The sequence below is a fragment of the Steroidobacter agaridevorans genome, assembly GCF_009932555.1.
Taxonomy (GTDB): Bacteria; Pseudomonadota; Gammaproteobacteria; order Steroidobacterales; family Steroidobacteraceae; genus Steroidobacter; species Steroidobacter agaridevorans.
In genome coordinates this window covers 247,607-267,459 of sequence record NZ_BLJO01000002.1, presented here as the reverse complement: position 1 = coordinate 267,459, position 19,853 = coordinate 247,607, and the positions used below count along the sequence as shown (strand labels likewise).

Annotated in this window: 19 protein-coding genes; 10 read left to right on the top strand and 9 right to left on the bottom strand. The window is 63.2% G+C overall.

Translation table 11 applies throughout. The features are described from left to right. Positions 1-12: 12 nt before the first annotated feature. From gspH to GYH35_RS07985, 7 genes are read left to right on the top strand one after another with little or no spacing between them, the layout of a single operon-like run. Positions 13-693: a type II secretion system minor pseudopilin GspH gene (gene gspH, locus GYH35_RS08015; RefSeq protein ID WP_268894921.1), complete on the top strand. Its 681-nt coding sequence runs from the start codon at positions 13-15 to the stop codon at positions 691-693. Beyond that, positions 683-1,258, top strand: a complete 576-nt coding sequence (gene gspI / locus GYH35_RS08010; RefSeq protein ID WP_161815084.1) for a type II secretion system minor pseudopilin GspI — start codon at positions 683-685, stop codon at positions 1,256-1,258. The genes gspH and gspI overlap by 11 nt, the downstream gene beginning before the upstream one ends. Beyond that, the gene (gene gspJ, locus GYH35_RS08005) at positions 1,255-1,866 is read left to right on the top strand and encodes a type II secretion system minor pseudopilin GspJ (protein WP_161815085.1); all 612 of its coding nucleotides are present in this window, start codon (positions 1,255-1,257) and stop codon (positions 1,864-1,866) included. The genes gspI and gspJ overlap by 4 nt, the downstream gene beginning before the upstream one ends. Continuing rightward, positions 1,863-2,825 carry a type II secretion system minor pseudopilin GspK gene (gene gspK, locus GYH35_RS08000; protein WP_161815086.1) on the top strand — a complete coding sequence of 321 codons (963 nt, stop codon included), beginning with the start codon at positions 1,863-1,865 and terminating at the stop codon, positions 2,823-2,825. Before gspJ ends, gspK begins: the two co-directional genes overlap by 4 nt. Further along, entirely contained in the window at positions 2,825-4,096 is a 1,272-nt protein-coding gene (gene gspL, locus GYH35_RS07995; RefSeq protein ID WP_161828118.1) for a type II secretion system protein GspL, read from the top strand. The genes gspK and gspL overlap by 1 nt, the downstream gene beginning before the upstream one ends. Further along, positions 4,096-4,593, top strand: coding sequence for a type II secretion system protein GspM (gene gspM / locus GYH35_RS07990; RefSeq protein ID WP_161815088.1), 498 nt, complete (start codon positions 4,096-4,098; stop codon positions 4,591-4,593). The genes gspL and gspM overlap by 1 nt, the downstream gene beginning before the upstream one ends. Before the next feature lie 7 nt (positions 4,594-4,600). Next, entirely contained in the window at positions 4,601-5,350 is a 750-nt protein-coding gene (locus GYH35_RS07985) for a type II secretion system protein N (RefSeq protein ID WP_161815089.1), read from the top strand. Positions 5,351-5,369: 19 nt separating this feature from the next. On the opposite strand, the gene GYH35_RS07980 is transcribed toward GYH35_RS07985, so the two are convergent. Continuing rightward, positions 5,370-5,909, bottom strand: a complete 540-nt coding sequence (locus GYH35_RS07980) for a TerB family tellurite resistance protein (protein ID WP_161815090.1) — start codon at positions 5,907-5,909, stop codon at positions 5,370-5,372. Positions 5,910-6,115: 206 nt separating this feature from the next. Continuing rightward, a complete protein-coding gene (locus GYH35_RS07975) occupies positions 6,116-6,469 on the bottom strand; it encodes a hypothetical protein (protein ID WP_161828117.1) in 354 nt (117 codons plus the stop codon). 162 nt (positions 6,470-6,631) lie between these two features. Between GYH35_RS07975 and GYH35_RS07970 the strand changes: the two genes are divergently transcribed. Beyond that, the gene (locus GYH35_RS07970) at positions 6,632-7,135 is read left to right on the top strand and encodes a hypothetical protein (RefSeq protein ID WP_161828116.1); all 504 of its coding nucleotides are present in this window, start codon (positions 6,632-6,634) and stop codon (positions 7,133-7,135) included. Between the two features lie 14 nt (positions 7,136-7,149). Here GYH35_RS07970 and GYH35_RS07965 read toward each other — a convergent pair whose 3' ends face one another. From GYH35_RS07965 to GYH35_RS07950, 4 genes are all read right to left on the bottom strand, one after another. Next, positions 7,150-10,512: a UvrD-helicase domain-containing protein gene (locus GYH35_RS07965; protein WP_161828115.1), complete on the bottom strand. Its 3,363-nt coding sequence runs from the start codon at positions 10,510-10,512 to the stop codon at positions 7,150-7,152. Continuing rightward, a complete protein-coding gene (locus GYH35_RS07960; RefSeq protein ID WP_161828114.1) occupies positions 10,505-13,138 on the bottom strand; it encodes a PD-(D/E)XK nuclease family protein in 2,634 nt (877 codons plus the stop codon). The genes GYH35_RS07965 and GYH35_RS07960 overlap by 8 nt, the downstream gene beginning before the upstream one ends. Before the next feature lie 47 nt (positions 13,139-13,185). Next, positions 13,186-14,457, bottom strand: a complete 1,272-nt coding sequence (locus GYH35_RS07955; RefSeq protein WP_161815095.1) for an aminotransferase class I/II-fold pyridoxal phosphate-dependent enzyme — start codon at positions 14,455-14,457, stop codon at positions 13,186-13,188. 112 nt (positions 14,458-14,569) lie between these two features. Beyond that, the gene (locus GYH35_RS07950; RefSeq protein WP_161815096.1) at positions 14,570-15,316 is read right to left on the bottom strand and encodes a maleate cis-trans isomerase family protein; all 747 of its coding nucleotides are present in this window, start codon (positions 15,314-15,316) and stop codon (positions 14,570-14,572) included. Between the two features lie 239 nt (positions 15,317-15,555). Here GYH35_RS07950 and GYH35_RS07945 point away from each other — a divergent pair, with 239 nt between their 5' ends. Together GYH35_RS07945 and GYH35_RS07940 are read left to right on the top strand one after the other, a co-directional pair. After that, positions 15,556-16,305, top strand: coding sequence for an electron transfer flavoprotein subunit beta/FixA family protein (locus tag GYH35_RS07945; protein WP_161815097.1), 750 nt, complete (start codon positions 15,556-15,558; stop codon positions 16,303-16,305). Then, entirely contained in the window at positions 16,305-17,246 is a 942-nt protein-coding gene (locus tag GYH35_RS07940; RefSeq protein ID WP_161815098.1) for an electron transfer flavoprotein subunit alpha/FixB family protein, read from the top strand. Before GYH35_RS07945 ends, GYH35_RS07940 begins: the two co-directional genes overlap by 1 nt. 112 nt (positions 17,247-17,358) lie before the next feature. Here GYH35_RS07940 and GYH35_RS07935 read toward each other — a convergent pair whose 3' ends face one another. The 3 genes from GYH35_RS07935 to GYH35_RS07925 form a co-directional block, all read right to left on the bottom strand. Next, positions 17,359-17,838: a peroxiredoxin gene (locus GYH35_RS07935; RefSeq protein ID WP_161815099.1), complete on the bottom strand. Its 480-nt coding sequence runs from the start codon at positions 17,836-17,838 to the stop codon at positions 17,359-17,361. 173 nt (positions 17,839-18,011) lie between these two features. Beyond that, positions 18,012-18,644: a GntR family transcriptional regulator gene (locus tag GYH35_RS07930; protein WP_161815100.1), complete on the bottom strand. Its 633-nt coding sequence runs from the start codon at positions 18,642-18,644 to the stop codon at positions 18,012-18,014. Between the two features lie 215 nt (positions 18,645-18,859). Then, complete coding sequence (locus GYH35_RS07925) at positions 18,860-19,777, bottom strand: hydroxymethylglutaryl-CoA lyase (RefSeq protein WP_161828113.1); 918 nt, start codon at positions 19,775-19,777, stop codon at positions 18,860-18,862. Positions 19,778-19,853 lie beyond the last annotated feature (76 nt).

The window sequence follows — 19,853 nt, the reverse complement described above, 5'->3', positions numbered from 1 at the left end:
ATCTGCTTTGTTATGATCCGGCGCCTTACGCACCACGGTAGAGCTCATATTATCCACACCTGCCCCCCGCCTCGTTGGCAGCAGCGGCACGGCGGCTTCACGCTGCTGGAGTTGCTCGTGGTGCTGGTGATCATCGGCATCATGGTGGCGATGGCGGTGCTGTCGTTCGGTGTGCTCGGCCGCGACCGTCAGGCCGAAGATGAGTCCCGGCGTTTCTGGACGGTGCTGCAACAGGCCCGCGAAGAAGGCGAAATGCAGGTCGAGGATCTCGGCATCTTCGTCTCGAACGGCGCCTACGAATATCTGCGCTTCGATTCCCGCAAGGACGAGTGGCAACCCATCGAGGGCGATGAATTGTTTCAACAGCGCGAGTTGCCCGAGGGCCTGCGCTTCCGGCTGCGACTGGAATCGCGCGAGGTGGTGCTCAAGCCCAACCTGCCGCAGCGGGGCGACAAGGACGAGAACAAGAAGAATCCGCCGCACATCATGGTGCTCTCCAGCGGCGATGTCAGCCCGTTCGAGCTGGAGATCGAGCGTGAAGGCCAACCCGCGTTGTGGCGCGTGACCGCGCTCGCCAACAACAACCTGCGCGTCGAGGTGCGCGACGACCGCAATCAATGGGCGGCGCTGCTCGAGACCAAGCCACCCAAAGACGACAAGCAACAGCCGACACGGGTGTCCAGTGCGCGCTGAGCTCTCCAATCGCAAACGCCTCGCCGCGTCGGGCTTCACGCTGATCGAAGTGCTGGTGGCGCTGGTCGTCGTCGGCCTGGGCATGCTGGCCGTCATCCAGACCGTGAGCCAGACGGCGAACAACACTTCCTACATTCGTGAGAAAACCATCGCGCATTGGATCGCGATGAATCAGCTCACCAAGGTGCGCCTGGAGCCCAACGCACCGGCCATCGACAAATCCTCCGATGAAGTGGAAATGGCCGGGCGCGACTGGCGCTGGACCATGGAAGTGAAACAGACGCCGGTCGAATCGATCCGTCGCATCGAAGTCAGCGTGCGTCCGTCGGAGGCGCCGGAAAAAAGCTCGCTGGCCTACGTCACCGGCTTTTACGGCACGGCCGTCGCGCCGCCGGGCGTCACCCAAATCTCCTGGCGCGGCTCGCAACAGCAAGGGGGCGGCCAACCGGGCGAGCGCCGTCGCGATTCGGAAACCGAGCCGCCGCCGCAACAACCGCAGCCCGAGCCGGGCGAGCCTGTGAATCCTGAGCCCGATCAACCGGGCGGCGAGGATCCCAGCTCATGAGGGCGCGCGGCTTCACGCTGGTCGAGGTGCTGGTGGCGATATTTATTTTCGCCATCGTCAGCGCCATTGCGATGGGCGGCTACAACGAGCTGGTCAAACAAAGCGACATCGTCGATGCCGGCGCCGCGCGCACGCGCGCCATTCAAGCGACCATGCAACGCTTGAATCTGGATTTCACATCGCTCGAGCCCCGCCCCGTGCGTCAGCCGCTGGGCGACGGTCTCGTTCCGGCGCTGCGCGCCGATGAGAAAGGCGGCGGCGATTCGCTGGTCGAGCTCACGCATTCGGGCTGGAGCAATCCCGCCGGCGTGCCCCGCTCCACTCTGCAGCGCGTGGCCTATCGCGTCGAAGACAAAAAGCTCATCCGCGACTACTGGCTCGCGCTCGATCGCACGATGAGCAGCGAGCCGGAAAGCGCCGAGATGCTCGATGGCGTCAAGAGCCTGAAATTCCGGTTCATGGATCCGAACCGCACCTGGCACGACCAGTGGCCGCCGCTCGGTTATTCACCCGCCGACGCGCCCTGGGTGCGTCCGATCGCGGTGGAATTCACGCTCGAGCTCGAAGACTGGGGCGAGTTGAAGCGACTGGTCGAGGTGTCGGGATGAAGAGCAGCCGTCATCAACGAGGCGTCGCGCTCGTCATGGCCGTGCTCATCGTGGCGCTCGCGACCATTCTGGCCGCCGAAGTCGGCTTCCGCGGCTATCTCGATCAGCGCCGCACGGTGAACACGTTCTCGCTCGATCAATCGTTCGAGATCGCGATGGGCGGTGAAGCCTGGGCCTCGGATGCGCTGCGCCGGGACAAGATGCAATCGAACAAGACCGATGACTTCACCGAAGAGTGGGCCGTCCCCATTCCTCCCATTCCGCTGGAAGATATCGGCGGTGAGTTCGAAGGTCAGCTCGAAGACCTGCAGGGCCGCTTCAATCTCAACGATCTGGTGACCTTCGATCAGTCCGGTCAGAGCGTGGTGAACAAACCCATGGTCGAGCTCTTCGAGCGTCTGCTCACGCTGCTCGAGATCGAGCCGAAGTGGGCCGGCTACATCGCCGACTGGATCGACTCGGACAACAACGCCGGCTTTCCCGACGGCGCCGAGGATCCGGTGTACACGAACCTGTCGCCGCCCTACCGCACCGCGAACATGCCCATCACGCGTGCTAGCGAATTGCTGGCATTACCGGAGTTCGGCGCGGAGCGCTATCGCAAGATCGCGCCGTTCGTTACGGCCCTGCCCGCCCGTCAGCCCATCAATCTATGTACGGCTTCGCCGGAGCTGCTCGATGCGATGATCGGCGGCAATCGGGAATTCACACTCGGTCGGGACGTGGGCAGGCAAACGCGCCAGCAGCGTTGCTTTCCGACGCCGCAGGAGTTCGAAGCCAGCCTGTCGGCCGATCGCAAGGACGAGCTGAAGGACATGTACGGTGAAACCAGCGATTACTTCCTGGCGACCATCTGGGTCACCCTTGGCACTCAAAGGTTCACCCTGTACAGTTTGTTGTATCGAAGCGGCGGCGCCAACCAGGTCCGTCCCATCCTAAGAAGCTACGGAACGCTCTGATGCCGGAACTCCTAGTTGTCCGCTTGCATCCCATCGCGGCCGCCTCACCGGGCGGCTCGCAGGCGGCGCCGCAAGCCGAATGGTTGATCGTCGACGGCGCCGGCGCCCGGCGAGGCAATGTCTCGTGGGGCTCGCTCAGCGATGCCGCCGCGCTTTCCCAGGCTCGCAAGACCGTCGTGCTCGTGCCGGGCACCGATGTTTTGTTGGCCGAGCCGGTGTTGCCGCTCAAGAGCGGCGCGAAACTGGCGCAAGTCGTGCCCTTCGCACTCGAAGAACAGTTGGCCGCGGACGTCGAGGACATGCACTTCGCCGTCGGCAAGCGCGAGTCGCGTCCGGGCACACCGGTCGTTGCCGTCTCGCGAGCTCGCATGGACGAGTGGGTTGCGACGCTGCAGGCAGCGGGCTTGTCCACCGACACGATCTACGCCGAAACCAGTGTGCTGCCGACGGTGACCGGCGCGGTCGCCGTGCTCATCGATGGCAAACGCCTGTATGTCCGTCGCGAGAATCAGCCCGGCACCGTCATCGAAGTCGAGCCGCTGATCGAAGCGCTGCAGATGGCGCTCGCGAGCGGCGAAGAGTCGCGCGAGCACGTCACCATCTTTGTTTCTGAAGAAGACTACGAGCGCGAGCGCGAGCTGCTCGAGGGTCTGCGAGAGTTCACCGCCAGTCTGCAGTTGAAGCTGCTGCCGGACGGGCCGCTGCCGCTGCTGGCCTCGAACATTCCCAAGACTGGCGCGGTGAACCTGCTGCAAGGTCCCTACGCCGCCAAGACCAAGCTCAATATTTCTTTCGCGCCCTGGCGCTACGCGGCCATTCTCGCTGGCGTATTCATCGCCGCGCACCTTGGCATGAAGACCTGGCAGTACTTCCATTACAAGAGCGTGGAAAGCCAGCTCGATGCGCAGATCGCCGAGGTATTCCAGCAAGCTCTGCCGGGCGCGCCGGTGCCCGATCCGCTCGAAGCACGGCGTCAGGTCGAGGCGATCCTCGGGCAATTGCGTGGCACGGGGCCGACCAGCGGCATGCTCACGACGCTCGCCATGCTGAGCGAGGCGATGTCGCAGGCGCCCAATATCGATGTGGAAGCGCTCTACTACCAGCAGGACGGCACCGATTTGCGCGTGCTCGCGCCGAAGGATGAGACGGCGGTGCTCGATCGCATCCTGCAGGTGGCCAACGAGCGCGGCATCCGCGGCGAGATCAAGTCGACCAATCCGCGCGATCAGAAGATCGAGGGGCGGCTGCGATTTCAAAAGGCAGGCGCGTGATGCAACAGCTCAAAGACAAATTCAATTCGCTGCAGCCTCGCGAGCGCATCATCGTCATCGCCGGCGCCATCCTGGTGCTGGTCGTTGCCGTGTATGTACTGGCGCTCGCTCCGTTGTATAGCGCCGTCAATGCGCAAGCCAAGCGCGTCGCGCAGAAGGAAGGCGATCTCGCCTGGATGCGCAGCGTGGCCGGGGAAGTTGCCGTGCTCAGCGCCAATGCGCCGAGCCGTCCGGGCCCGAGCAGTGAATCCATGGTCGTGCTGATCGATCGTACCGCCCGTGAGTGCGGCTTGGGCGCGTCGCTGACGGGCCAGACGCCCAATGGCGAGCGCGGCATCCGCGTGCGACTCGAAGGGGCGGAGTTCGACAAGCTGATGGTGTGCCTGGGCACGCTCCAGCAGGTGCATTCGGTGGACGTCGAGTCCGCCAGCATCGATCGCACCGCCAAGCCCGGTCTCGTCAATGCCAACCTGGTCCTGACCCGCGTCGGCGCATAACAACTCTATGAAGCGACTCTGGCCGTTGGTCGCGCTCGGCGTGGGCGCATTCCTCATCTTCGCCGTGGTCACCTTGCCCGCGAGCATCGTGGTGTCGTGGCTGGCCTCCTCCGGTGTTTACGCAGGCGGCGTCTCCGGCACGATCTGGAATGGCCGCGCTCAGGTGCTGCAAGTTCAAGGCGCGAACATCGGCAGTGTCGAATGGAAGCTGCATGCCCTGCCCCTGCTCACCGCGCACGCCAATGCCGACGTGAAGGTGACGCGCATCGATGGCTTCGCCCAGACGAAGCTCAGTGTGGGCCCGACCGGCACGATGAATCTCACATCGCTGACTGCATCGCTGCCACTGAGCGCCCTGCCCGCGAACGCGATTCCCGGCGGCTGGGCTGGCACGCTCAACGGCCGCTTCGAGCAGCTCACGTTGGAAAAAGGCTGGCCGACGAAGGTGAATGGTTCGTTGGAAGTGATGGACCTGAACGGCCCGGCCCGCAACCCCTCGAAGGCCGGCAGCTATCGAATTCTGTTCGACCCCGCCGCCTCGACCGCGGATGTGTTGAAAGGCGCGATCTCGGACGCCGGCGATGGACCGCTGCAGCTCAATGGCACCCTGCAACTCAAGCCCGACCGCAGTTATGCCCTCGAAGCCCTGATCGCCGCGCGCCCCGATGCGCCTCGCAATCTGGTGCAAGCCTTGGAATTCCTCGGGCCGCCCGACGCCCAGGGCCGCCGACAGTTCAACACCGAGGGCACGCTGTAATGGACCGGTATAAAGGCGCTCAACTCCACTTGCCGCCCGCGGCCTTCTGCCGGCTCGCGAAGTAACGTTCGGTCGCGTCGATCAACTTCTGCTGCTCGCCATTGATCGATCCGTCCAGCGCCGCAATCCGACGCATCATGCCCAGCAAAGAGCTCACCGCGGACGGCTCGAACTTCGCCGCGCTCAGCTCCAGAATCTTGTCGAGATGATCGACGATATAAATCTGGTCGCGAATCAGATGTGAGCTCGCGAGCAGCAGGTCTGCCGCTTCGTCCCGCGAAATCTCGAATTCGCTCTGGAACAGGTTCTGCAACTCCCGCTTCTGGTCGGAGGTGATCTCACCGTCGGCCTTGGCGATCCCGAGGAGCAGCACGGCCGCCACGTCCATGGGACGCTCCAGCCGATAGATGGGCTTGGCGCCATAGGTCCGGCTCCATTTCCAGCGCCGATACGCGAGGAACGGATTGATGGAGCTCAAACTGAATCCCGAACGCTGCAGCGAATTGATCGCCCACAACAAGCCAGCGAGCGCGGTGATCGCGGCGATGATGACGTGCACGAAAGCTCCTGCCGGTGCAAACCTGGGGTTGGGATGGCCGGTAGTTTAACCAGCGGATCCTTGCCCGGCACGTGCGTTTCATCTCAATCGAGGAACATTCAACTGCCGCCCCCCTGGATCCGGACTCAGGCACACCGCAACGTAGCGGAAGTGGTGCACCCATGGTCGCCAGCAGCGCGCTACGGATCTTCCTATCCTGCTCCCGACTATTGATTCAGTACTTCGACGCCGGTGAACAGCGGCTGCGATGCGACGCTGCACGAAGTATCGTGCAGGGCGAACTTCAAGGGCCGTGCGGTGGCAAAGGCCACCGCCGAGCGCGACTCCTGCGTCCCGCCGCTGAAGCCAAAGTCGATTTCATTGGTCGTGCCGCAGTTGCTGGTCACGATATTGGTGTTGATGACGACGCGGACGAGCCCGCCCTGCCACGATGCCAGAGGTTTTATGGACTCTATGGTTACGGCCTGTGACCACGCTTCCGCGGCAGCGGAGGTAGCAAACAAAGCAGCGCTCGCCAGAGCGAACGATAAGACCGCACCTGCATGATGTTTCGTGCGCACGAATCCCTCCCAACGTTTTCACAATCCCGCTACGTTTGAAATACATCGCTCAGACGCGCATCCAACCGATGTCTCTAACGGTTGACGGCGCCTGCAATCGATCGCTGGGCCAGGGTGCAACGTTTTCTTATTCGCCATCCCTAGCTTCATTTCGGATCATGGTTGAGCAGCAATCGCTCGCTGTCAACGGGCTCGACCGACCCGGATTGCAAATCAGGGTTTGGACGAATCTCCATCCGCCCACTGTTGACAACTCCGAATCGAGACGGTGATGCTGAAGCCGCTTCCGCCAACTCACTAACAAGGACGATCACTGTGATTAGCCACAAGAAAGCCGCATTGTTTGCGGTCGCTCTCGCATTCGCCGGCTCGGCGCAAGCATATACATGCCAAGGCCGCGTCACCGGAGTGACTCTCAGTCCGTCCGGACAGCTTACGGCGGCAGAAATCGCCGGCCTGCAATGGCCGTATCTTTGTGAGCTCAACGGCAGCTCTGAATCCAATGCGACGACGCAGACCTGCAAAGCGATTTATGCGCTACTGCTCACGGCGCAGGCGTCGGGTAAGCACGTCCAGCTGTGGTTCAACGACAGCGGCGATTGCACCACCCATACTGCATGGCAGCCTCTGACCGGCTGGTACTGGGGACCCATGCTCGTGGATTAGAGGCGCCGACGGCCCTAGCCGACCTGCACTTCCCGCCACTGCTTCATCAACGGAAAGTACAGCGCCGCCCGCACCGGCTGTTCGGGACGAAACAGTTTCATCAGCCGGGCGTAACGTTGCAGCTGGTCGCGGTAGCGGCGGACTTCGTCGGCGAGGAATTGCTCCAGACCGCCGCCTTCGTGGGAGCCGGTTTTGAAGTCGACGATCCAGCGCACGCCGTGCTCGTCGACAAAGGTCCGGTCGATCACGCCGGAGACGATCTCTCCGTCGAATACGCCGCTCAAGGCCAGCTCGGACTCGGCTTCGCGCAAAGACGACGATAAGCCCAGCAGCCAGCGACCACGATCGTCGGCGAGCGTCTGCGCCATCGCGGCGACGACTCGCTCGGCCGCCGCATCACATCGATCCGGGGGCACGCCAAGCTCAGCAAGCTCGGCACACAGCCGCGCGCGATTGGGCGATGGCGTCGCGCGCTCAACGCCTGCACGGACGAGCCGGTCCAATTCACGGTGTACGAGCGTGCCGATGTGACGAGCGGTCTGTGAGGCCCAGTCAAACTCGATCTGCGCTTCGAGATCGCTGAGATTCACCGTCTTCGCTGTTACGGATGCGTCCGCGGTCGGCTGCTGCCATTGCAGCGGCAGGCGGCGCACGCGAAGGGACGGCGTCGGCGCGGACGCAAAGAGATCCTGTTGCGGCTTCGTCTGCACACTGGATTCGAAGTGAGATTTCACTTCCGGCCATAGCAAACGAAGCATCGAGCCGTTGAGGGGCTCGCGCAGCTCCGCGCCCTCCTCCGTTTCTTTCACTCGCACCCGGCCGAGCAAATGCAGGACCCGCTTGGCGCGAGTCGCCGCGACATACAACAGTCGGCCGCGCTCGCGAGCGCTGCGCTCACGCTCCAGCAGTTCGATCCAACGATACATCGGATCGGAATCGGCGCCGGCGGCCTTGATCGGCGCGAACACGATGCCGCCTTCGCGACCGGGTATACGCGTCCAGCGCATCAGCTCACGGCTCTCGCCGCGCAACAGCCGATCCAACGCCGGCAGGATGACCACGTCGTATTCCAGGCCCTTGGATTTGTGGATCGTCATCACTTCCACACGCGCCCGGTTCTCCGGCCGCGGGCGAGCAAACAGGCGGTCGAGCTGTTCTTCCAGCCGCGCGGCATCGTCGAGATCGCCGGCAATCTCGATGTTATCGAGCCGGCGCAGATAAGCGTCGGCATCGTCGAGATCTTGAGGCCGATGCAAGGTCGCGGGGCCGCCCAATGCATTCCAGGTGCGCTCCACCCAGTCGCGCAGCGATAGTCGTCCTCGCTGGGCCAGCGCAGCCTGCAGAATCGCATGCACGCGAGTGATACGTTCGCAGCCCTCATTGCTCAGCGTGTCGGCCGACTCGAGTGCGCGAGCCAGCAATTCGTTGACCGTGGATGATCGGTTGTTGCCGACGATCGCGTGCAGGTCATTCAACGTAAGACCACACCACGGCGCCCGCAGCACCGCGAGCCACGATGTTCGATCGGCAAGATGCACGAGCGCGCGAGTCAGCGCCGTCAGATCCTGCACGACGGGCCGATCGAGCAGCGCTTCGATCTCGATCGCCTGAAAATCAATCGACGCCGCATGCAACTGGCTCGCGATCAAGCCCACATGCGAGCGAGCCGTGACGAGCACGGCAACGGTCGTGTCAGGATCCTCGGCGAGGCTCTTACGAACCAGCTTGACGACCTGGCGCGCCTCGGCCAATTCATCCTTGTCGAACGACGGATGAACCTTGACCCCGCCCCGCGTGCTCGGCAGAGCCGCGACGCTCGGGCTGTAGCGCACGGCGCCCTGCTCCGCGTTGTCGGTCGGCGACAGCACGCCTGGGAACACACGATTCACCCACTCGATGATGGGACGCGTCGAGCGGAAGTTCGAGGTGAGCTGCAACGGCTCGAGACGCACGTTGCGCAGTCCCTGCCGCTGCAGCTGCAGAAACAAGCCCACCTCGGCCTGACGGAAACGATAAATCGATTGCATCGGATCGCCGACGCAGAACAACGTGCGACCGTCGCCTTCCGTCCAGCCCGCGGTCAACCGCTCGAGCAGATCGAGCTGACCGAACGAGGTGTCCTGAAACTCATCGACCAGCAAATGTTGCAAGCGATAATCGAAGGCCAGCGCCAGATCCGTCGGCTCATCGCTCGATCCCAGCGCTTGCAGCGCTCGCAGCGCCGCCTCGATGTAATCCGCCTGCCCTTGCGATTGAAACACGATCTGCAGCTCCGCGACCGCCACGGGCAGCACGGCGAGCAAGGCTTCCAGAATCGCCCACTGCTCGGACGAGTAAGTCGGGCGCGGCAGATTGCGAAGCGCTCCGAGCTGGCCGATCAGCTCAGCATCCTGAGCGAGCTCTGCGAGCACACCGAGCATCTGCTCCTTCTGCTGGGGATGCGTCGTCGGAAAGCCGCTCTTCTTCGTGACAGTCTGATACGGCGAGCCATCCCGCTTCAGGAACACGCTCGCCAGGGCCAGCCAGGCATCGATGGTGTCGCTCTGGGCATTTGGGCTGGCGAGCGCATTCGAGCACGCATCGAGCAGCAACCGCTTCTCTTCGTTCACCCCCGCGACGTCGCGCAGGTTGGACGCAGCGAACACCGCGAGATCCCAATACTCACGACGACGTACGTCATTCAGCAGCCCGCACAGCGTCGTGAGATGACGCTTGATTACGTTCTGCAAGGTGAGTTCGAGCACGGCGCGCAAATCGTCGTGTGCGCCGGCGCTCACGATCTGGTGCAGCCATTGATCGCGTTTGGCCATCAGCTCGCACAGCAGATCCGCGAGCAGATCGGTGCGATTGCCGAGATGCACGATCAACGATTCGAGATGATCGGCGATCGATGAGCCTTCGCCGAGCCGTTCGATCAGCCGTCGCGCCGCCGTTTCATACAAGGGCCAGGGATCTTCGGCCGGCTCCAACGCCGAACCCGTGCCGGCGAGGATCGGTAAGCGCCGCGCGAGTGTCGAGTTGAGCGCATCGATCGTTTGAATGCGTAGTCGCGATGGATGCTCGGCGAGTTTCCAATTGCGCTCGATGTCGGCGGCACGCACCGCGCGCGCCAATTCCCAGGTCGCGAGCTTGTGCGCCGACTCAGGCTGCGGACCGCCGGCGGCTTCGATGGAAAGCAGAATACGATTGCGCATTTCCGCAGCGGCCTTGCGCGTGAACGTGATCGCAAGGATCTGCTCCGGATGCTCGACGGTTGTGAGCAATCGCAAATAGCGCTGCGTGAGCAGCTCGGTCTTGCCCGAGCCGGCCGGCGCCTGGACGATGAACGAGCGCGTCGGATCGAGCGCGCGTTTGCGCGCCGTGGCGTCGCTACTCATCGTGGTGCTCCGCCTCGTCTTCCTGCGCCCGTTCGCTGATCCGGCAGAACGCGCTCAAATGGCAGTACGCGCACTCCTGCGCCAGCAACGGATCCACCGCCGCCTGACCTTCGACGAAATTCTCCGCGAGCTGCGTGAGTGACTTACGCCAGTGAGCCACCAGCGATGGCCAATCCGGCGGATGATCTGGCTTGAGGCGCACATGCCCTGGATAGGCAGCGACGCCCTCGCCGATGAACGCACCGTCGCTCCAGCCGCGATACTCCACCGCGCCAGCCGCCAAGACGACGTACGCGAGGCCACGCAACGATTCGCCGTGCGCCAATCCATACAATGGCAGCTGTGGCCGCAACGGCCGACCCGGTCGCGTATCGAGCCATTGCCGCGGCGAGTGCGAGTCGCCGAGTTTGTAATCGATCAGCAGATTGCCGCCGTTACCGAGCTCGTCGATGCGGTCCGGCTGCAGCGTGATCGACAGTCCACCGATGGCGTACGGCTCGGACTTCTCAGTCAGTCTCAACACAAACGAGGGACGCTCTTTCTCCACGGCCAACAACTGCAGCACTTGCTTGGCGACATTGCTGGCTTCGAGCGCCGCAAGGCGCTGCCGGTAACGAACCGTCGGCTGCAACGCCTGCATCGTGTGACGCTCGGCGCTCGCTCGCACGCGCTCGGCCAATGTTTCTTCCTCGACGGCGAGCAGCCCGGCGTGGCTGCGCAGGGAGCCCCAGATCTCTTCAAGCACCCGGTGCAGAATGATGCCGCGGTCGATCGGCTCGACGCCGATGCTCACCGTCGGCATGTCCTCCGCGCCTAAGCGAATCTGCGCCTGCGCCCGGAAGGGACAGCGAGATTGCAGCTCCAGCGTCATCGCGCCGCCTCGAGCGGTTCTCACGGTCAGCCGTGGCGCGAGCTCGTCACGCATTTGTTCGAGCAGCGGTCGCTGATCAAACAAAGTACGCCGCAGCGGCCGCACCGAGGCGATCGCGAGATCGCTGCCTTTGACCGTGGGCCACGACGCCAACATCGGGCTGGGCTGCAGCTCGGCTTCACCTTCCTGCCGCGGCCAGCTCAGCACAACCTGCGGCGCGCTGCTGGTCCAACGCGCGAGTCGCGCTTTCGACAGCTGCATGACCCCTTCCGCCGTCGCTTCGGGAATCTTCGCGGCGCGCTGCAGAGGGACGGGCAACAAGGGATCGGGATTCACGGGCTCGGGCAACCGCGCGGCATCGAGCCCGGTCACCCAGGTGGCATCGAAGCTCATGCCGGCGACAGTAGCGGGATCGATCACGGTAATCGAAGTCGCCTGCGTCTCCGGCTCGAATGGCGTGTCTCGCAACAGCTCCTGCAAACGAGACAAGGCCGCCGCCGCGGACAGCGACGCCGTAACCGCATCCAACGTTCCAAACTCCGCGAGCGCCGCGTGAAACTTGAGCACGGTCTGATGTTCGACGCTGCTCAACGAACGCTCACCGGGCCAGCCGACCGCCCGCAGCCAGGCATGGAAACGTTCGGCCCAGGCGCTTGCGCCCGTGGATGAGGTTTTGCCGCGAATCTCTGCGCCAATGCTCCGCGCAGCCACGGCCAACTGATCGCAGCCCGATGCGCTCGCCCAGCGCTCGAGCTCGAACCAATCCCATCGATCTCGCTGATCTTCACGCAGTCGGAAGTCCGCCATGGCGCGACGATCTTTCTCCGCTTCGCCGCCTGCGATGAATGGCGAACGTAACAATCGGCCCGCGTGCGTCGCCGGTCGATCATGCAACGCGAACTGCAGCACCAAGAGCGCCGCATCCACGACGGGATACGACGCAAGCGGCGCAGGCGCTGCGATCACGACGGGAATCTTCGCAGACTCCGCCTGAATGTTTCGTTGGCCCGGCGCGAACACATCCTCGAAGACTCGCTGCACTTCCGCGCGACGCGACTGCAGATCGGCAACGACAACGCCGACCGTGCTCTTGCCGGTCGCGATCTGCGCACGCGCCCAACGCGCGGCCAACTCGAGCTCATCGTCGGCATCGCGCGCGGTGACGACCACGACCGAGCGCGATGTCTGCTCGTCCGCTGCGATGTCAGCAATCTTGCCCCGCGCACGCCAGCGCTCGATCAATCGAGCGACTGAGGGCGGAATGCTGTCGAAGCCCGCGAGCGCCAATGTTTCCTCGGGCACGAAGTTCGCATCGTGCGCCCAATGGGCCAGACGCGTTTCATCGATGGCTTGCAGCTTCTCGCAGCGACGCAGGAACTCGGTGCACCAGGCATGCAAGGCGCGACCTTCGGAGCTGTCGCTATCGTTCAGCGCTGCGAGCGGGATCAGATATTCCTGCATCCGGCGCCAGCTGCGTGCGGCGAGCCGAGCGGCGTTGGAGGGATTGAGCAGGCCCGAGCCCCACTCGCTGTCATTGACCAGGCTGTCCCAAAGGATTCGCGCCTGGGCGTTGGTCAACAAACGAGCGTGATGCGCGTGCGCGCCAATGGCTCGTGATTCGAGCCATTGCTGAGCGAGCCACGTGGACCACGGCAGAACGCGTGGCGTGCGCCAGACGGATTGCCCCTGACTCTGCGCATGCTGGGCATAGCCCAACCGCAGCGCATGCGCGAGCCTGCGGCTCGCGGTGAGCACCGTGACGCCCTGATCTAGAAGCGAATGGAGCTGCAATGCCCCTTAACTCATGACTGGTTGCGGACGACCTTCAAGTCCGGCGCCGCGCGTGACACAGGCTCGGCCCCATTGGCGTAGCTGTCCAACAGTTCCTCCATGCGCAGGAACACGTCGGCCAGCACTTCGGGGCGTGGCAGATTGGTGATACGGAAGTGAGTCTTGTATGGCGTGTTGAAGCTCGTGCCCGGCGCGAGCAGCACATGCTTGTGCTCGAGCAGATCCATGGCGAAGCGCTGATCGTCGAAGTTCGGCAGCACGCCTTCCTTGATGCCGATGAACGCGTAGATCGCACCACGCGGCGCATGCACCTGCAGATACTTGCTGTTCGCGACGCCATTGAGAATGGCCTGGCGCGATTCAAACAAACGCCCGCCCGGACGCGTCAGCTCCAGGATACTCTGATAGCCGCCGAGCGCGGTCTGCACGGCCCACTGCCCCGGCACGTTGCTGCACAAACGCAGTGACGACAGCTTGTCGAGCGCGCTCATGTATTCGCGGGCCGACTCGATCTCGCCGGAGAACGACACCCAGCCGACGCGATAGCCGCAGGCGCGATAGACCTTCGACAGGCCCGACATGGTGGCGCACAACGTGTTCTGCACGAGTGTCGCCATCGGCACGAACTTCGCGTCGTCATAAACGATCTGATCGTAGATCTCATCGGAGAACACGACGAGGTGATGCCGTTCGGCAATGCGAGCAATCGCTTCGAGCGTGGCGCGCGAATACACGGCGCCCGTCGGATTGTTTGGATTGATCACGACGATGGCGCGCGTCCGGCTGGTGATCAACGCCTCGATCTCTGCCGGGTCCGGCTCGAAGCCATTCGCCGCGTGACAGGGATAATGCACGGCGCGGCCGCGATTCAAATTCACCGCCGCCGTCCACAACGGATAGTTGGGCATCGGTACGAGCACTTCATCGTCGGTCGACAGCAAGGCGCGCAGCACCAGGTCGATGAGCTCGCTCACGCCATTGCCCATGAACACTTCATCGGCGCTCACACCACGCACGCCGCGGCTCTGCTGCTGCATGACCACCGCTTCGCGGGCCGGGAAGATGCCCTTCTGATGACTGTAGGCCTCGCTCGCCTTCAGGTTCTCGATCATCGCCAGCCGCATGGTCTCGGGCGTGCGAAATCCGAACACGCCGGGATTGCCGATGTTCAGCGGAATGATGTCGTAGCCCCGGCGCTCCATTTCATGGGCGCGCCGTGCCAGGTCGCCGCGAATTTCATACTTCACGTTGGCGAGGCCGGCACTGGGGCGGATGGTACGCATGGCGATGGTCGCACTGACTGATGAATGGCTGGGCAAGATAGCAGAATCCATGCGCCCAAAGTGCGCACAGAGTCATAGGAAACCGAGGATTACAGCCGTTGCGGACGGTTCTTCAGTGCTCGGTCAGCAGCGATCCGAACCCCTCGATCTTGTCCTCGATGCCCGTGCTCCGTAGGGCGTGCCAGTAAGTGCAGGTATTGACCGCCAGCACCGGCTTGCCGAGCCAGCGCTCGGCTTCGGCGGCGATCGAGGCGAACGCCAGGTTCGTGCCCACCTGCAGGATCAGCTCGACGCTGCTGTCGTCCACCTCGCGCACCGCCCGGCGCAGGCGCTCGGGGGCCTCGTGGGCCATCAATAGCGGACTGTTGCTCTTCAGGCCCAGCAGGTTCACCACCTCGAAACCGCTATCGGTGAAGGAACGGCGCACCTGGGCATCGCCCGAGGGCATGTACGGGGTGATGACGCTGATCCGCCGGATCCCGCCATAGCGCTGAATCGCCGCCAGGCAGGCCTGCACTCCGAGGATTACCTTCACGCCGGCGCGGGCTTCCAGGTGGGCCTGGACTGCGTTGGCGTCCATCACGCCTTCCCAGAAGGTCTCGGCGTTCATGCCGCACACGACGGCAGATGGCGAACAAGCCATGACTGCGTCGAGCGCCCCTTCGATGTTGCTGCGGACCTGTCCCATCATGGCGACGAACTCGCTCTCGGTGCCGACCGGCGAGTCGGGAATGACCACCCGGGCCATCTGGTTGGTCACGCCGCGCGGCCGCATGGCGTCGAATTCCGGCTGCACGATGGTGTTGGTCGCGGGGGCGATCACACCGTATTTCAGGCGGGGAGCAAGTGCATCTGGCATGAGTGTCGGACAGGAGTTCTCGTTGAGGCGGCGAGTTTAGCCGGTTGTCGACCGCTGCCACCGGTGACCGTATTCCACTTCTCGAAATTCACCGGCAATTTCGGCACTTTTCCCCTGCGGAACATGGCAGTACGCGACGGGTTGTTGATTGACTCGTGCGCTACGTTCCAGTAGCGTGCCGGGCCGCTGCGGCGGCCTGCAGCCCCTCGTTTTTCTGCGGTATTTATCGGAGCCGAAAGTTGAGCAAGATTCTGGTGGGCCTCAAGCGCGTGGTGGACTACAACGTCCGCGTCCGCGTCAAACCCGACGGCACGGGTGTCGTGACCGACGGCGTAAAAATGAGCATCAATCCCTTCGATGAGATCGCGCTGGAAGAAGCGCTTCGCATCAAGGAAAAAGGCGGCGCGACGGAAGTCATCGTCGTCAGCATCGGCCCCGCCGACACCCAGCAGCAGCTGCGTACCGGTCTCGCCATGGGCGCCGACCGCGCGATCCTCGTGCAGGCCGACTCGGTCGTAGAACCCCTCGCCGCCGCCAAGGTGTTCTTGAAGCTGATCGAGAAAGAGAGCCCGCAGATCGTGTTGCTCGGCAAGCAAGGCATCGACGACGACAACAACCAGACCGGCCAGATGCTGGCCGCGCTGTGGGATCGCCCGCAGGCCACGTTCGCCTCGAAGGTCGAGCTGGACGGCGGCAAGGCCAAGGTCACGCGTGAAGTGGACGCGGGCCTGGAGACCATCGAAGTCGACCTGCCGGCGGTGCTCACCACCGACCTGCGGCTGAACGAGCCGCGCTACGTGAAGCTGCCGGACATCATGAAGGCGAAGAAGAAGCCGCTCGAGACCGTCGCGATCGCCTCGCTCGGCGTCGAGACGGCGCCGCAGTTCAAGACCACCAAGTACGAGCCGCCCGCGGCGCGTTCCAAGGGCGTCATGGTGAAAGATGTGGGCGAGCTGGTTGCCGCTCTCAAGCAGAAGGGGCTCGTCTAATGGCCAAGATTCTCATCGTCGCCGAACATGCCGGCGGCAAGCTCAATCAATCCACCGCCAAGTGCGTCGCCTGCGCCAGCACGATCTCCGGTGCTGAAATTCACGTTGCCGTGTTCGCGACCGACGGCGCCCCTGTCGCCGCCGAGGCTGCAAAGATCCAGGGCGTGAAGACGGTGCTCACGGTCAATAACGCTGCGAATGCCGAGCCGCTCGCTGCCGTGCTCGCCCCGCAGGTGGCCGCGGTTGCTGCGAACTACACGCACGTGTTCGGTCCCTCGACCACGTTCGGAAAAGACTTGATGCCGCGAGTGGCTGCGCTGCTCGGCGTCGGTCAGCTGAGCGACATCATGGCCGCCGAGGGCGCTTATAAGTTCCGTCGTCCAGTGTATGCGGGCAACGCGATCATCACGGTCGAGGCGCCGCAGGATAAGAAGCTGGTCGCGACGGTGCGTACCGCATCGTTCCAGGCCGCGCCGGAAGGCGGCAGCGCGAGTGTCGAAGCGGCGAATGTTTCTGCGTCGCTGCCCTCTCACACTCGCTTCGTCACGCGTTCCGCCGCTGCAACCGGTCGTCCGGATCTGCAAACCGCGCCGCGCGTCGTGTCGGGTGGTCGTGCGCTTGGCAGCTCGGATAACTTCAAGATCATCTTCAGCCTCGCCGACAAGCTCGGCGCCGCAGTGGGCGCATCGCGCGCAGCGGTCGATGCGGGCTATGCGGCCAACGATCTGCAGGTCGGCCAGACCGGCAAGATCATTGCACCGGAGCTGTATGTCGCGGTGGGTATTTCGGGCGCGATTCAGCATCTGACCGGCATCAAGGACGCACGCACCATCGTCGCGATCAACAAGGACGCCGAAGCGCCGATCTTCGAAGTCGCCGACATCGGCCTGGTGGGCGACTTGTTCACGGTCCTGCCGGAGCTGGAAAAGGCACTGGGCTGAGCTAGTTCGCTCTGCCATAGCCCTATGTTTTGGCGCGCGGAGCGCGCCAAAACATGAAACAAAAAAGGCCGCCGCGTTATGAGATGCGGCGGCCTTTGTTTTAGAGCGGCACTTACAGCTGCGTGAGCACGAAATCCGCGCTCGACACCTTGAACTCGCCCTTCTGCTCGACGTTCACCTGCTTCACCACGCCGTTATCCACGACCAGCGAGAAGCGCTGACCGCGGATACCCATGCCGAAGCCCGTGGCGTCCATGTCCAGGCCCAGTGCCTTGGTGTACTCGGCGTTGCCGTCGGCCAGCATTTCCACTTTGCCGTCGGTGTTCTGGGACTTTCCCCAGGCCTTCATCACGAACGCGTCGTTCACGGCCATGCAGGCGATGGCATCGACGCCCTTGCCCTTGATGTCGCCGGCCTTCTCCACGAACCCCGGCAGATGCTTGGCATCGCAGGTAGGCGTGAACGCACCCGGCACCGAGAACAGCACGACTTTGCGGCCCTTGAAGAAGTCTTCGGCGCTGATCTTCTGCGGTCCATCCTTGGTGATCTGCGTGAATGTGCCCGCGGGCATTTTGTCGCCGACTTTGATCATGACCATCCCCTCGTTGCTGACGTGAAACCCGAAACGACTATTTTACTCGTCGAGTTCCACTTGGGTACAGGGAAGTACCCCGCCGCTTCAGCGGCGGACGAGCGGCAAAAGTCACGCCTTTTGCCGTCTCGTCATGAGGGTCGTGGCAGGATGCCCGATCCCGAATCAGATAATCAGACAACCAAGGTTCCTCGTGCGCCGAGAATATGCGAGCGCATCAACGCCGAGCTCCAGTCGCCATCGCGCGCTTCCAGCGCCCGGACGATTTCGAGGTGATGCGAGGCGCTGCGGATCAGGTCCTCATCCTGATAGGTCGTGAAGGTTTTCAGCATGAACGGCACTTCGATCAGCGAGGCCAGCGCCGTCACCAGGCGCGGGCTGCCCGCGAACTCGTGAATGCGACGGTGAAAGTGACTGTTGAGATCGCCGACGCGCTCGAGATAACCCTCGGGCTTCGCGAGCGTTTCGTGATACTGATCTTCGGCGAGCTGACGCAACTCGGCGATGCCCTCGCCGGTGATGCGCCGGGCGGCGCGGGCGGCTCCGTACGATTCGAGCATGGCGCGTAATTCATACACGTCGTCGCGATCTTCGTGGGTCCATTCCGTCACGATCGCGCCTTGGTGCGGGACGAATTCCAACAACCCTTCTGCGTGGAGTTTTCGCAACGCCTCGCGCACGGGCGTGCGACTCACGCCGGCGACGGCCGCCACTTCTTGCTCGGTGATTCGGGAGGATGCTGGATACACGCCGCGCACGATGCGTTCACGTACAGTGTGATACGCCTTGTCCACTGCCTTGGCCATGGTGCTCCTTCAAACATTCGGTGATGGAGGCCCGCAATCTGCCAGTGCATATTGATTGGATATGAACGGGCCTCGTATGGCGCGAGTGTATACGCGCCCCACCATGCCAAACAGCAATATACGCACCCGATTCACTAACTTAAGTTAGGGGCGCAAACCCTGCCGAAGTGAGCCCGTCTCGGGGCGGGCACGGAGTCAGAGAGGAAAGTCAGCTATCAGGCTGATGCTCTTACAGTTCCCGCTGGGAAACCGCCGGCCTTGGAGACCATGCTCGGCACCGGTTTGCCACGCTGTTCGCCGAGCCAGCGAGCAGTCTCGATCAACTGAGTGAGATCGATGCCCGTGTCGTATCCAGCACGGGACAACATGTACACCAAATCTTCGGTGCCGACGTTGCCGGTCGCGTTCGGAGCGAACGGACAACCGCCGACGCCGCCGACGCTCGCATCGAGCGTGCTGACACCGGCGAGCACAGCGGCGTAAGCATTCGCGACCGCTGTATTCCGTGTGTTGTGAAAGTGACAGCGAATGGCGACATCGCCGACCACGCCGCGCACCTGTTCGACGAGCGCCGTAACTTGACTCGGAACTGCAACACCGATGGTGTCGGCGAGCGCGATCTCCAACGGATTGGACTTCGCGAGACGTCGACAAATCTCTACAACGCGCGCTGCCGGCACTTCACCTTCGAAGGGACAGCCGAATGCCGTCGACAATGTCACCTGCATTCGCACACCAGCTTCGCGCGCCAGCGGTGCGATCTCTTCGATCGTGCGAATGAGCTCTTCTGTCGTTGCGCCCTGGTTGCGTTCGCTGAAACTGTTGGTCGCGGCCGTGACCAAACCGACTTCGGTGCAACCGGCCGCGAGCGCACGGTCGAAGCCTTTGCGATTCAGCACCAGGCCGACGTATTGCACGCCCGGCACTTTCGGCAGCCCGGCGAGCACCGCTTCGGCATCGGCCATCTGCGGCACGCGCTTGGGATTCACGAAGCTCGCGACTTCCAGACGCTTCAATCCGGAGGCGACCAATCGATTGATCAGCTCGAGCTTGGTCGCCGTCGATAGAACTTCGGGCTCACTCTGCAATCCATCGCGCGGCCCCACTTCAACAATCTCAATCGCTCGCGCCATTGCTAACTCTCAACATCGACTCAACTTGAGATGTTACGCCCTCGCCGCCTGCGGCGGCGGGGCAAACATACGATTT

What these genes read in the sequence shown, in the direction of transcription:
- gspJ (WP_161815085.1), top strand. Translation starts at nt 1,255, where the DNA reads ATGAGGGCGCGCGGCTTCACGCTGGTCGAGGTGCTGGTGGCGATATTT.
- GYH35_RS07955 (WP_161815095.1), bottom strand. Translation starts at nt 14,457, where the DNA reads ATGCGTACCATCCGCCCCAGTGCCGGCCTCGCCAACGTGAAGTATGAA.
- gspL (WP_161828118.1), top strand. Translation starts at nt 2,825, where the DNA reads ATGCCGGAACTCCTAGTTGTCCGCTTGCATCCCATCGCGGCCGCCTCA.
- GYH35_RS07965 (WP_161828115.1), bottom strand. Translation starts at nt 10,512, where the DNA reads ATGAGTAGCGACGCCACGGCGCGCAAACGCGCGCTCGATCCGACGCGC.
- GYH35_RS07940 (WP_161815098.1), top strand. Translation starts at nt 16,305, where the DNA reads ATGGCCAAGATTCTCATCGTCGCCGAACATGCCGGCGGCAAGCTCAAT.
- gspK (WP_161815086.1), top strand. Translation starts at nt 1,863, where the DNA reads ATGAAGAGCAGCCGTCATCAACGAGGCGTCGCGCTCGTCATGGCCGTG.
- gspM (WP_161815088.1), top strand. Translation starts at nt 4,096, where the DNA reads ATGCAACAGCTCAAAGACAAATTCAATTCGCTGCAGCCTCGCGAGCGC.
- GYH35_RS07985 (WP_161815089.1), top strand. Translation starts at nt 4,601, where the DNA reads ATGAAGCGACTCTGGCCGTTGGTCGCGCTCGGCGTGGGCGCATTCCTC.
- GYH35_RS07930 (WP_161815100.1), bottom strand. Translation starts at nt 18,644, where the DNA reads ATGGCCAAGGCAGTGGACAAGGCGTATCACACTGTACGTGAACGCATC.
- gspH (WP_268894921.1), top strand. Translation starts at nt 13, where the DNA reads ATGATCCGGCGCCTTACGCACCACGGTAGAGCTCATATTATCCACACC.
- GYH35_RS07950 (WP_161815096.1), bottom strand. Translation starts at nt 15,316, where the DNA reads ATGCCAGATGCACTTGCTCCCCGCCTGAAATACGGTGTGATCGCCCCC.
- GYH35_RS07935 (WP_161815099.1), bottom strand. Translation starts at nt 17,838, where the DNA reads ATGATCAAAGTCGGCGACAAAATGCCCGCGGGCACATTCACGCAGATC.
- GYH35_RS07925 (WP_161828113.1), bottom strand. Translation starts at nt 19,777, where the DNA reads ATGGCGCGAGCGATTGAGATTGTTGAAGTGGGGCCGCGCGATGGATTG.